Origin of the sequence: Pseudomonas extremorientalis, from assembly GCF_024584605.1 — a bacterium.
Taxonomy (GTDB): domain Bacteria; phylum Pseudomonadota; class Gammaproteobacteria; order Pseudomonadales; family Pseudomonadaceae; genus Aquipseudomonas; species Aquipseudomonas extremorientalis.
In genome coordinates, this window is sequence record NZ_CP089519.1 from 6,001,320 (window position 1) to 6,014,038 (window position 12,719).

Genomic DNA, 12,719 nt, shown 5'->3' on the forward strand with positions numbered 1-12,719 from the left:
AGCAAGCGGCGATCCCGCGACGCGAGTGGCAACTTCCGGACACACGGCCATTTTTCGGGTGTTCCAGACGTCAATAGAAGCTCACTCCCTTTTGATACCGATTAGCCGCCCGGAGTGCTCCATGCCAGATTACCGCTCGAAAACATCCACCCACGGCCGCAACATGGCCGGCGCGCGCGCACTGTGGCGTGCCACGGGGATGAAAGATGACGACTTCAAGAAGCCGATCATCGCGATTGCCAACTCGTTCACCCAGTTCGTACCGGGTCACGTGCACCTCAAGGACCTGGGCCAGCTGGTCGCCCGCGAGATCGAACGCGCTGGCGGCGTGGCCAAGGAATTCAACACCATCGCCGTGGACGACGGCATCGCCATGGGCCATGACGGCATGTTGTACTCGCTGCCGAGCCGCGAGATCATCGCCGATTCCGTCGAGTACATGGTCAACGCCCACTGCGCCGACGCCATCGTGTGCATCTCGAACTGCGACAAGATCACCCCTGGCATGCTGATGGCCGCCCTGCGCCTGAATGTGCCGGTGATCTTCGTCTCCGGCGGCCCAATGGAAGCCGGCAAGACCAAACTCGCCTCCCATGGCCTGGACCTGGTCGACGCCATGGTCATCGCCGCCGATTCCAGCGCTTCTGACGAGAAGGTCGCGGAATACGAGCGCAGCGCTTGCCCAACCTGCGGCTCGTGCTCCGGCATGTTCACCGCCAACTCGATGAACTGCCTGGTGGAAGCCCTGGGCCTGGCCTTGCCGGGCAACGGCTCGACGCTGGCCACCCACAGCGACCGCGAGCAGCTGTTCCTCCAGGCCGGCCGCACCATCGTCGAGCTGTGCAAGCGTTACTACGGCGAGAACGATGAGTCGGTGTTGCCGCGCAATATCGCCAACTTCAAGGCGTTCGAAAACGCCATGACCCTGGACATCGCCATGGGCGGTTCCACCAACACCATCCTGCACTTGCTGGCCGCGGCCCAGGAAGCCGAGATCGATTTCGACCTGCGCGACATCGACCGCCTGTCCCGCCACGTGCCGCAACTGTGCAAGGTCGCGCCGAACATCCAGAAGTACCACATGGAAGACGTGCACCGCGCCGGCGGGATCTTCTCGATCTTAGGCTCCCTGGCCCGTGGCGGCCTGCTGCACACCGACCTGCCGACCGTGCACAGCAAATCCCTGGCCGAAGGCATCGCCAAGTGGGACATCACCCTGACTGACGATGAAGCCGTGCACACCTTCTTCAAGGCTGGCCCGGCCGGTATCCCGACGCAAACCGCGTTCAGCCAGTCGACCCGTTGGGACACCCTCGACGACGACCGTGAAAACGGCTGCATCCGCAGTGTCGAGCACGCCTACTCGAAAGAAGGCGGCCTGGCCGTGTTGTACGGCAACATCGCCCTGGATGGCTGCGTGGTGAAAACCGCCGGTGTGGATGAGTCGATCCATGTGTTCGAAGGCAACGCGAAGATCTTCGAAAGCCAGGACAGCGCCGTGCGGGGCATCCTCGCCGACGAAGTGAAGGAAGGCGACATCGTGATCATCCGCTACGAAGGCCCGAAAGGCGGCCCGGGCATGCAGGAAATGCTGTACCCGACGTCCTACCTGAAGTCCAAGGGCCTGGGTAAAGCGTGCGCCTTGCTGACCGACGGCCGCTTCTCCGGCGGTACTTCGGGCCTGTCCATCGGCCACGCTTCGCCGGAAGCCGCTGCCGGTGGCGCAATTGGCCTGGTGCAGGACGGCGACAAGGTGCTGATCGACATTCCGAACCGCTCGATCAACCTGTTGATCAGCGACGAAGAACTGGCGGCACGCCGGGTCGAGCAGGACAAGAAAGGCTGGAAACCGGTGGAGAAGCGTCCGCGCAAAGTCACCACCGCATTGAAAGCCTATGCCCTGCTGGCCACCAGTGCCGACAAGGGCGCGGTGCGTAACAAGGCGATGCTCGACGGCCTGTAAGCCTCGCCCATGAAAATGCCCCGCCAAGTGCGGGGCATTTTTTTGCCTGGCCCAAACCCCAATAACAATAGATAAAAATGTTGGAGGGGGCTTGCCCCCGATAACAAGCGGCGCGGTGTTACTGGATTTCGTCAGGCTTGACGATCACCCAGTTCTTGTCCGCCGTCACCGGCAACCCTTCCTTGGCCTGCGCCGCCGCGTGCTTGGCGATCATGCCGTTCAACTGGGTCATGTATTTGTCCTTGCGGTTGATCCACAGGTGGATACCACCCTTGGCCACGTCCACGTCGTGAAACAGCATGTAGCCATCGCTGGTCGGGGTGTCGCCACCCACCAGTACCGGCTTTTTCCATTCGTCGATGTAGGTGAGGATCGCCGCGTGCTTGCCGGCCATCCAGGTCGCCGGGGTCCACAGGTAGGGCGTGAGTTCCAGGCCCAGGTTGGCCTTTTCGTCATACTTGCCGGCGATGATCTGTTTGCGCGCGGTGGTCAGCTCGCCGGTCTTGCGGTCCTTGAGCAAGGTGGTCACGCCGATGACGTTCTCGGGCTTGACGTTGTAGCCGTACTTCGGATCGGCGGCGACCATGCGCACCAGCTCTTCGGAAGCGGCGGTCATCACATACACCTCGATGCCGTTTTCCATCAGTTTGTTGTATAGCTCGGCCTGGCCGGTGAAGACTTTCGGCGGTTGCACCTCGGACTTCTTAATGGCGTCGCCTTCGAAATAAGTGACGGGCACGGGCTTGCCGGAGGCCATCAGCTCATCGACCTGCACTTTGAGCTCCTTGAGGGTGAACCCCGAGAACACCTGGGCAACCCACGGGTAGCAGACCATGTCGTCCACTTCGCAGAGGCGATAGTAGTAGCTGAACAGACTTTCCTTATGGTCGGCGGTGTCTTTGAACGGCATAAGCTTGAGCGACGGATCAAGGCTGTCGCGGGTAATCAGGCCCTTGTTTTCCATGTAGGGCAGCAGGGACTCTTCGAGGTCGTAGCGGTAGCTGGTGTTGTCCATGTCGAACACCGCGAAATTGCCCTTGTTGGCGTTGGCGGCGATCATTTTGTTCAGTTGCTCGGCGGCCGGGGCCGGCCAGTGTTTCAACTCGGTAGCGGCCATGGTTGGCCCGGCAAGGCCCAAGCACAGTGCGGCGGCAAACAATCTCGAAGCGAGCTTCATATGCGTTTCTCCCTGAGTGAAAAACATCGACGCTAACAAATCCCTGTGACAGTTATCGCCCGAGCACGACCGCTTGCGTCGTGAACGCGCCAAGGACATGTGCCTGAGCGTCAAGGGCTTATTCCAAAAGCGACAGTCACCATTCCATATCGGTATTAAATCAATATATTTCAAACTGTTAGGCTTTCCGGTTCGCAATCGCAGGCTCGCGCGATTGGCTGCCTTCTCAACGGAGCTTCAATGAATCTGCCCCTGATTCTCAACTTACTGGTGTTCGTGGCCCTGTTGCTGGGCCTGGCACAAACCCGTCGCACAAACTGGAGCCTCGCCAAGAAGGTGCTGTTTGCCCTTGTACTCGGCGTGGTGTTCGGCACCGTGCTGCACACGGTCTACGGTGACGGCAACCCGGTACTCAAGGCCTCCATCGGCTGGTTCGACCTGGTCGGCAACGGTTATGTGCAACTGCTGCAAATGATCGTGATCCCGCTGGTATTCGCGTCGATCCTCAGCGCCGTGGCACGCCTGCACAACGCCTCGTCCCTGGGCAAGATCAGCTTCCTGACCATCGGCACGCTGCTGTTCACCACCGCGATTGCGGCGCTGATCGGCATCGCCCTGACCAACCTGTTCGGCCTCACCGCCGAAGGCCTGGTGGCCGGCACCCAGGAAATGGCGCGCCTGCAAGTGATCCAGAGCGATTACGCGGGCAAGGTCGCCGATCTGAATATCCCGCAACTGCTGCTGTCGTTCGTGCCGGCCAACCCGTTCGCCGACCTGGCCCGGGCCAAGCCGACCTCGATCATCAGCGTGGTGATTTTCGCCGCATTCCTGGGGGTTGCCGCGCTGCAACTGCTCAAGGATGACGTGGAAAAGGGCCAGAAAGTCCTCAACGCCATCGACACCCTGCAAGCCTGGGTGATGCGCCTGGTGCGCCTGGTGATGAAGCTGACGCCGTATGGCGTATTGGCGCTGATGACCAAAGTGGTCGCCGGCTCCAACCTGCAAGACATCATCAAGCTCGGCAGTTTCGTGGTGGTGTCGTACCTGGCCCTGGGCCTGATGTTCGTGGTGCACGGCCTGCTGCTGTCCCTGGCCGGGATCAACCCGCTGCGCTTCTTCCGCAAGGTGTGGCCGGTGCTGACCTTTGCCTTCACCAGCCGCTCCAGCGCGGCGGCGATCCCGCTGAGCATTGAAGCGCAGACTCGTCGCCTGGGCATCCCGCAATCCATCGCTGGGTTTGCCGCCTCGTTCGGCGCGACCATCGGCCAGAACGGTTGCGCCGGCCTCTACCCGGCGATGTTGGCGGTGATGGTCGCGCCGACCGTGGGCATCAACCCGCTGGACCCGCTGTGGATCGCGACCCTTGTGGCGATTGTGACCTTGAGTTCGGCCGGTGTGGCCGGCGTGGGGGGCGGTGCGACCTTCGCCGCGCTGATCGTGCTGCCGGCCATGGGCTTGCCGGTGTCACTGGTGGCGCTGCTGATTTCCGTGGAGCCGCTGATCGACATGGGCCGTACGGCGTTGAACGTGAATGGCTCGATGACGGCGGGGGCGATTACCAGCCAGGTCATGGGGCAGACGGACAAGGCGTTGTTGAATGCGGATGAGCATGCGGAATTAGCGCAAGCCTGATAGATAGCAATCGGGGCAAGCCCCCTCCCACACTTGACGGTCAAGATGTGGGAGGGGGCTTGCCCCCGATGCTTTTAGGCTTTTTCCCAGACTTCAAAGTTGTAAGCAGGCTTATCACCTTCAGCTGGATTCTCCAGATTGGAAACCAACTGCCACTGGCCCCGATCAAACTCCGGAAACCACGCATCCCCCTCCGGGCTCAACGCCACCCGCGTCAAATACAGGCGATCCGCCTGCTCCAGCCCCTGCGCATACAACTGCGCGCCGCCAATCAGCATCAGCTCGTCAACGCCTTGCGCCGTTGCCCATTCCTCAGCGCGCTCTAGCGCGGCCTCCAGAGACGGAAAAACTTCCGCACCTTCCAGCGCCAGATCGGTCTGACGGCTGACCACGATGTTCAAGCGCCCCGGCAGCGGTCGGCCCAGGGAGTCCCAGGTCTTGCGCCCCATGATGATCGGCTTGCCGAGCGTGGTGGCCTTGAAATATTTGAAATCCCCCGGCAAATGCCAGGGCATGCTGTTGTCGACGCCGATCACACGGTTTTCACCGAGGGCTGCGATCAGGCTTAAAGGGAGAGTTTTTTTCATGGCGACGAGAATACCAGAGCCCCGAGCCAGGGGTTATGCTCCAGGCTCACAAACACGACAGGACAACGCGTGACTCCTTTGCACACACTCTGGCTGACAGAAACCGTGCGCCTGCGCGAAGAACACGCCGGCCCCCTGGAAGACCTGGAAGCCAACCGCCTGGCCCGGACCGCCGGTGGCGACCTGCCGACGCGCATCCAGCACCGCGCCCTGCACCTGGCCGAGCGCGATGGGCTCACGACCGCCCTCACCCGCTGGTTGCAAGGCGCACGTCTGGCGCTGGTGCTGCTGGCGGTCGTCGCGGTGATCAGCGGCGCGGGCCTGGCCTTTGCCGCGCTGGGCAACGGCCTGGTCCCGGTGAATGTGTTCTGGGCCTTGGGCAGCTTGCTCGGCTTGAACCTGATCCTGCTGATCAGTTGGGCCTTGGGCCTGCTGTTTGCCGGTGAACACAGCGCCAGCCTGGGGCGACTGTGGTTATGGCTCAGCGAAAAACTCGCCCGTGACGCGAAGGCTGCGCAGCTGGCGCCCGCACTGCTGCTATTGCTGCAACGACAGAAACTCAATCGCTGGGCCGTAGGTGTGCTGGTCAATAGCCTGTGGTTGCTGGCGTTGCTCAGCACCCTGGTGATTCTGCTGACACTGCTCGCCACCCGCCGCTACGGCTTCGTGTGGGAAACCACCATTCTCGGCGCCGACACCTTCGTCGCCGTCACCCAGGCCCTCGGCACCCTGCCCGCCCTGCTGGGCTTCAATGTGCCGACCGTCGAGATGATCCGCGCCAGCGGCGATTCCGCGCTGAATATCGAAAGCGCCCGCCAGGCCTGGGCCGCGTGGCTGGTGGGCGTGCTGCTGGTCTATGGCCTGCTGCCCCGGTTGATCCTTGCCCTGCTTTGCCTGTGGCGCTGGAAACGTGGACGCGCCGCCCTGCGCCTGGACCTCAACCTGCCCGGCTACAGCCAATTGCGCGAGCGCCTGATGCCGAGCAGTGAGCGCCTCGGGGTCAACGATGCCGCCCCCGAACAACTGCATCACGTCAGCGGCGGCGTCAGCGAACTGCAAAGCGACGGCGCGCTGCTGGTGGCCATCGAGCTGGACGACCAGCGCCCCTGGCCGCCCAAACTGCCGCACAACGTGAAGAACGCCGGGATCCTCGACAGCCGCGAATCGCGCAACAAACTGCTGGAACAACTCACGCGCTTCCCGCCCGCACGCCTGGCCATCGCCTGCGACCCGCGCCGCTCGCCGGATCGCGGCAGCCTGGCGCTGATCGCCGAACTCGCCCGCAGCGCCACCGCCACCCGCGTGTGGCTGCTGCAAGCGCCGCCCGGCCAGGCCCTCGACGCCGAGCGCCTGGGCGACTGGCACACCGCGCTGCAACAGCTTGAATTGCCCTTTGCCGACTGCGCACCGCTGAACTGGCTGGAGACCGGTCATGACTAAGCCCCTGAAACTCGCCGTGGTCGGCCACACCAATGTCGGCAAGACGTCGCTGCTGCGCACCCTTACGCGAGATGTGGGCTTCGGCGAAGTGTCCCATCGTCCCAGTACCACACGGCATGTGGAAGGCGCACGCTTGTCGGTGGACGGCGAAGCCTTGCTGGAGCTGTACGACACCCCCGGCCTGGAAGACGCCATCGCCCTGCTCGATTACCTGGAGCGCCTGGATCGCCCCGGCGAACGCCTCGACGGCCCGGCCCGCCTGGCGCGGTTCCTGGAAGGCAGCGAAGCGCGCCAGCGTTTCGAACAGGAAGCCAAGGTGCTGCGCCAACTGCTGGCCTCCGACGCCGGCCTGTATGTGATCGACGCCCGCGAGCCGGTACTGGCCAAGTACCGCGACGAGCTGCAAGTGCTGGCCAGTTGCGGCAAGCCGTTGCTGCCGGTGCTCAACTTTGTCAGCAGCAGCGACCACCGCGAGCCGGACTGGCGCGAAGCCCTGGCCCGGCTTGGCCTGCACGCGCTGGTGCGCTTCGACAGCGTGGCACCGCCGGAAGACGGCGAGCGGCGCCTGTATGAAAGCCTCGCCCTGCTGCTGGAAAACGCACGGCCGCAATTGGAGCGACTGATCCTGGATCAAGAGGCCCAGCGCCAGGCCCGCCAGCAAAGCGCCGCCCGGCTGATCGCCGAACTGCTGATCGACTGCGCCGCCTGCCGCCGTAGCGTGGTCACCGAAGATGAACAACACGCCATCGGCGACCTGCGCAAAGCCGTGCGCCAACGCGAACAAAAGTGTGTGGAAGCGCTGCTCAAGCTGTTCGGCTTCCGCCCGCAGGATGCCGCCGCCAGTGACCTGCCGCTGCTGGACGGGCGCTGGGGCGACGACCTGTTCAACCCGGAAACTCTCAAGCAACTCGGCGTGCGCGTCGGTGGCGGGATCGCCGCAGGCGCAGCGGCGGGTGCCGGCGTGGATCTGTTGGTCGGCGGCCTGACCTTGGGCGCCGCCGCCCTGGCCGGCGCCATTGCCGGTGGCGCGCTGCAAACCGCACGCAGCTATGGCAGCCGGCTGCTGGGCAAGATCAAAGGCCAGCGCGAGCTGACCGTAGACGACAGCGTATTGCGCCTGCTCGCCCTGCGCCAACGCCAGTTGCTCAAGGCCCTGGACCTGCGCGGCCATGCGGCGATGCACAGCATCAAGGTCGACACGCCCCAGGACAAGACCTGGCGCGAGGGCAAGTTGCCGGATGCATTGCACAAAGCCCGCGCCCACCCGCAGTGGTCGTCGCTCAACCCTCACCCCAGGCTCAGCCAGGCCGAGCGCCAGGAACAGATCGAGGCACTGGCCCGGCGCCTCGACGAAACCTAAGCCGCCAGCACCTGCCGCGCCTTGGCCTTGAGCACCTCGAGGTCGAGCACCGGCACGTGCATTGCCTTGGCCTGTTCGTCCCAATGGCGCATGCGCAGGCTGATCTCGCAGAGCGGGTCTTGCTCAAACGCCTGGGCTTCTTCTTGCGTCATCACACCGCCTTGATACCCGAGCGTACGAAGACTGGCTTCGCTCAGGCGGGCGTAATAGCCCGGCTGGCTGAAGGTCAGGTAGCGCTTGGCTTGCACGTGATACTCCACCAGTTTGGCCATGCGCTCGCTGAAGCCTGCACGACGCAAGTAATCGGCGCCGAGCCGCTCATGACTGACCACGCCATAGCCGCCCATGTTTTCGCCGCCCTCACCGCACAAGTGCCCGATATCGTGGAAAAACGCCGCCAGCACCACTTCATCATCGAAGCCTTCGGCCATGGCCAACTGTGCGGCCTGGGACATGTGCTCGATCTGCGACACCGGCTCGCCGATGTAATCCGCCGTGCCGTGCTGTTCGTACAAGCCGAAGACTTCGGCGATGGTCTGTTCCGGGTTGATCACGCCGCCCCCCACAAGGTTGTGATATTTCGCTCAGCCATTGCCGGCCCCACGCTCATGCCCACACCGGTGTGCATCAACGCCGCGCTCACACCCGGCGCCGCCCGCAGGAACGAAAACGGCGCCGGCCCGCGTGAGCCGTACACGCCCTGCCAGCGCTCCACGACCTGGATCTTGCAGCCCAGGGTCTGCTCGGCCAGCGCGATCATCCAGTCATCGACCTGCTCGGCATTGAACGGCGATGCATCGCTGCCGTAGTCATGGGAGTCACCGATGATCAGTTCGCCATGGGGCGTCGGGCTGATCAGCAAATGGATACCGTGCTCATGCAGGTGCGGTGCCTCCCGCAGGATTTGCGCCTGCACCGGCGCGGCTTCCGGCAGGTCGGCAAAGGCGCCGTAATGCACGCAGCTCAAGCCGGTGAGCAACGCGTGTTGCAGGTTCAGGTTCACCGCTGGCCGCGCGCGCAGCATTTGCAGGCGGCAGATGCTCGGGTTGAGTTCGGCCATCGCTTCGGCCAGCAGGGTCTGGTAGTCGTGGCCGGAGCACACGATGATCTGTTCAGCGCGAAAGCTGCCTGCCGTGCTGTGCAACTGGCCCGGTTCGACGTCGCGCACCAGCGTAGAGAAGTAGAACTGCACCTTCAGCTCTTGCGCCAGGTAGTTGATCAGCGCCGGGATCGCTTCGCGCGAATACAGTTGCTGATCGTCCTTGCCATGCAGCGCAGCGCGGTGATGGCGGAACTGGCCGCCGTACAGGTCTTTCATCGCTGCGCCTTGCAGCAGGTCGACGTTGTAGCCGTGTTCCTGCGCACGGCCAGCGCAGAACGCTTCCAGCAGATGCTCTTCGGCTTCGGTGCGGGCGAACAGGTAGGCGCCGTTGCGCTTGAGTTGCAGCCCGGCGACCTGCGCCCAATGGCCCCAGATCTCACGGCTTTCGCGTGCCAGGTCGAGCATCGGCCCCGGTGGTTGGCCGGTCACCAGCGCCTGGCCGAAGTTGCGCACCGAAGCGCCCAAGGGCGTGGCGCTGCGTTCGAACACCTTGACCTTGAGGCCGCGTTTGGCGGCGGCGTAGGCGTGGGACAGGCCGAGGATGCCGGCGCCGATGATCAGCAGGTCGCTGTGGTGTGTCATATCGTGATGTCCTGTTTTGCAGACCGCCATCGGGGGCAAGCCCCCTCCCACAGTTCGATTTGTGAATGCCATCAGTGTGGGAGGGGCTTGCCCCCGATGAGGCCAGTAGCCCCAACGAAAAACCTTACTGCCCTGCCACTTTCTCCGACTTGCCGTCATAGCGCTTGCGCCACTCGGTCAAGATGCTGTCGCGGTTCTTCGACGCCCAGGCAAAGTCGTTCTTGATCAAACGCTGCTCGTAGTCGGCCGGCAATTCGGTCTGCGGCTTGGCGATACCCGGCTGAGCGAGCACGGCAAAGTTTTCCTTGTACAGCTCCATGGCCGCCGGGCTGGCGGAGAAGTCGGCGAGCTTCTGCGCGGCGTCCTTGTGCGCGGTACCTTTGATCACCGCGGTGGCTTCGATATCCCAGCCCAGGCCTTCCTTCGGCAGGATGATGTCCAACGGCGCGCCCTGGCGTTTCAGCTGTACCGCCGGGTATTCAAACGAAATGCCGATCGGGAATTCACCGGAAGCCGCCAGCTTGCACGGCTTGGACCCGGAGTGAACGTACTGGCCGATGTTCTGGTGCAGGTCGTCCATGTACTGCCAGCCTTGCTTGTCGCCGAAGGTCTGCAGCCAGGCGCTGACGTCAAGGAAACCGGTGCCGGACGAGGCCGGGTTGGGCATGACGATCTTGCCCTTGTACTCAGGCTTGGTCAGGTCCTGCCAGCTCACCGGCTTGGTCAGGCCCTGTTTCTCGGCTTCAACGGTGTTGAAGCAGATGGTCGCCGCCCACACGTCCATGCCGACCCACGCCGGTGGGTTGGCGGCATCGCGATAGTTCTTGCCGATCTTGTCCAGGTCTTTGGGCGCGTAGTTGTCCAGCATGCCTTGCTGGTCGAGGATCGCCAGGCTGGAGGCGGCCAGGCCCCACACTGCGTCGGCTTGCGGGCGGTCTTTCTCGGCCAGCAGCTTGGCGGTGATGATGCCGGTGGAATCACGCACCCATTTGATCTCGACGTCGGGGTTAGCCTGTTCGAAGGCCTTTTTGTAGGTCTTCAATTGCTCGGCTTCGAGGGCCGTGTACACGGTCAACTCGGTTTTTGCGGCAAAGGCATTCACGCTGAATGCCGTGAGTACCGCCGCGACCAGCGCCAGGGGCTTGAACATGGAACACCTCCTTCAGGATTATTGCCCGGGCGCGGTCTGGCGCCAGGCTTGGGAGCGGCGCAACGCGCCACGTGAAGCCCACGCCAGCAGCAGCGAAACGCCGGCCGAAGTGAACAGGATCAGGGTCGACATGGCCGCCGCACCGCCCACGTTGCCGGCGTCATCCATGTTCAGCACGGCGACGGCGGCGAGGATGGTGTCGGGGCTGTAGAGGAAGATCGCGGCGGACACGGTGGTCATCGCCGACACAAACAGATAGCGCACGATGTCCAGCAGCGCCGGCAGGCAGATCGGCACCGTCACCTTCAAGTAATGCCGGTACAGCGGCGCCTTGAGGGACAGCGCGGCGGCTTCGAACTCGGCGTCGAGCTGGCGCAGTGCGGTGGTCGCGGTCATCTGTGCAGTGGTCAAATAATGCGCAATGGTGCACACCACCAGCAGGGTCATGGTTCCGTAGAACACATGCAGCGGATTGCCGTTGAGGTTGAAAAAGAACACGTAGCCCAGGCCCAGCACCAGGCCCGGCACGGCCATCGGCACGAAGCTGAGCATGCGCAGGGCCAGGTTGAGGCCCTTCTGGCCCTTGGTTTTTTCCATCAGGTAGGCGCCGGTGAAGATCAGCACGCTGCCGATCAACGCGGTGCACAGGGCCAGGGTCAGGCTGTTGCGGTAAGCCAGCCAACCGCCGCCGGCTGTGTCCTCGAACTGGTAATGGTTGAGGGACAGCGACAGGTTGTACGGCCAGAATTTCACCAGCGAGGAATACACCGCCATGCCGAACACCAACAGCAATACCGCGCAGATCAGCAGCACGATGGTCAGGTAGCAGGCGTCTCGCAAGGCCGATGGCACCGGTTGAAACACTTGCGCACGGCCGCTCATCGAGTCGCCGTGACGGCGGCGCAGCCAGGCATCCACCCCAAAGCTGAACAACGCCGGCAACAGCAACACCATGCCGATCAGCGCACCGCGCCCGAACTGCTGCTGGCCGACCACCGCCTTGTACGCCTCCAGGGCCAGCACCTGATAATCGCCACCCACCACCACGGGCACACCGAAGTCGGTGATGGTCAGGGTGAACACCAGGCAAAACGCGGCGAACACCGCCTGGCGCGTGGCCGGCCAGGTGATGCTGCGAAACGCCCGGGCCGGGCTGGCGCCCATGCTGGAGGCGGCATCGAACAAGCGTGCATCCGCCAGGGACAGCGCCGACAGCAGAATCATCAAGGCATGTGGGAAGGTGTAGATCACCTCCCCCAGCACAATGCCCCAGAAGCCGTAGATGTTCTCCGAAAGCAGCCCGCGCAGCATGCCCTGGTTGCCAAACAGATAGACCAGCGCAATGCCCGGCAGCATCGACGGCGCCATCAGCGGCAGCAGTGACATACCGCGCCAGATCGCCTTGCCGGGAATCAAGGTGCGTTGCAGGGCGTAGGCAAATAGGTAAGCCAGCGGTACGACGATGGCCGCCACGCTCAGGGACACTTTCAGGCTATTGCCCAGCAGCCAATGGAAGTTGGCGCTGGTCACCAGCTCCCGCGCCGCCACCAGGCCACCGCCCTGCCCGGCCTCGCTGCTGAAACCGCGCCAGAAGATCGCCAGCAACGGCATCAATACAGCGATACCCAACAGCAACAGCCACAGCAGTTTGCCGCCGACGACGAAAACTCTGTCGCCGGTTTCGGCGCGCGAAACCTGGCGTGGCAGTGTCATCACAGCAGCCATC

The 12,719-nt window shown here is 63.5% G+C and carries 10 protein-coding genes; 4 read left to right on the top strand and 6 right to left on the bottom strand.

The window, feature by feature from the left end:
* Nucleotides 1–121: 121 nt before the first annotated feature.
* On the top strand, nt 122–1,963 hold the full coding sequence (ilvD, locus tag LUU92_RS27300) for a dihydroxy-acid dehydratase (protein WP_024077932.1): 1,842 nt from the start codon (nt 122–124) through the stop codon (nt 1,961–1,963).
* Nucleotides 1,964–2,081: 118 nt separating this feature from the next.
* Here the strand turns inward: ilvD and LUU92_RS27305 are convergent, their stop codons facing one another.
* Nucleotides 2,082–3,140 (bottom strand): phosphorylcholine phosphatase PcpP, encoded by a 1,059-nt coding sequence (locus LUU92_RS27305; protein WP_371322027.1) that lies wholly within the window; start codon nt 3,138–3,140, stop codon nt 2,082–2,084.
* A gap of 240 nt (nt 3,141–3,380) precedes the next feature.
* Between LUU92_RS27305 and LUU92_RS27310 the strand changes: the two genes are divergently transcribed.
* Nucleotides 3,381–4,772 (top strand): L-cystine transporter, encoded by a 1,392-nt coding sequence (locus LUU92_RS27310; RefSeq protein WP_071490396.1) that lies wholly within the window; start codon nt 3,381–3,383, stop codon nt 4,770–4,772.
* Nucleotides 4,773–4,846: 74 nt separating this feature from the next.
* On the opposite strand, the gene LUU92_RS27315 is transcribed toward LUU92_RS27310, so the two are convergent.
* Nucleotides 4,847–5,359 carry a dihydrofolate reductase gene (locus LUU92_RS27315; protein ID WP_257102898.1) on the bottom strand — a complete coding sequence of 171 codons (513 nt, stop codon included), beginning with the start codon at nt 5,357–5,359 and terminating at the stop codon, nt 4,847–4,849.
* Nucleotides 5,360–5,428: 69 nt separating this feature from the next.
* On the opposite strand from LUU92_RS27315, the gene LUU92_RS27320 reads away from it, so the two are divergent.
* Nucleotides 5,429–6,799, top strand: coding sequence for a DUF2868 domain-containing protein (locus tag LUU92_RS27320; protein WP_257102899.1), 1,371 nt, complete (start codon nt 5,429–5,431; stop codon nt 6,797–6,799).
* Nucleotides 6,792–8,159: a DUF3482 domain-containing protein gene (locus tag LUU92_RS27325; RefSeq protein ID WP_222540598.1), complete on the top strand. Its 1,368-nt coding sequence runs from the start codon at nt 6,792–6,794 to the stop codon at nt 8,157–8,159. The genes LUU92_RS27320 and LUU92_RS27325 overlap by 8 nt, the downstream gene beginning before the upstream one ends.
* Here LUU92_RS27325 and LUU92_RS27330 read toward each other — a convergent pair.
* From LUU92_RS27330 to LUU92_RS27345, 4 genes are all read right to left on the bottom strand, one after another.
* Nucleotides 8,156–8,710 (bottom strand): phosphonate degradation HD-domain oxygenase, encoded by a 555-nt coding sequence (locus LUU92_RS27330; RefSeq protein WP_071490481.1) that lies wholly within the window; start codon nt 8,708–8,710, stop codon nt 8,156–8,158. The two genes, LUU92_RS27325 and LUU92_RS27330, sit on opposite strands and share 4 nt — an antisense overlap.
* Nucleotides 8,710–9,843, bottom strand: a complete 1,134-nt coding sequence (locus tag LUU92_RS27335) for a TIGR03364 family FAD-dependent oxidoreductase (RefSeq protein ID WP_092241893.1) — start codon at nt 9,841–9,843, stop codon at nt 8,710–8,712. The genes LUU92_RS27330 and LUU92_RS27335 overlap by 1 nt, the downstream gene beginning before the upstream one ends.
* A gap of 124 nt (nt 9,844–9,967) precedes the next feature.
* Entirely contained in the window at nt 9,968–10,993 is a 1,026-nt protein-coding gene (locus tag LUU92_RS27340; RefSeq protein ID WP_257102900.1) for a putative 2-aminoethylphosphonate ABC transporter substrate-binding protein, read from the bottom strand.
* Between the two features lie 18 nt (nt 10,994–11,011).
* Nucleotides 11,012–12,718, bottom strand: a complete 1,707-nt coding sequence (locus LUU92_RS27345) for a putative 2-aminoethylphosphonate ABC transporter permease subunit (RefSeq protein WP_071490402.1) — start codon at nt 12,716–12,718, stop codon at nt 11,012–11,014.
* Between the last annotated feature and the right edge of the window lies 1 nt (nt 12,719).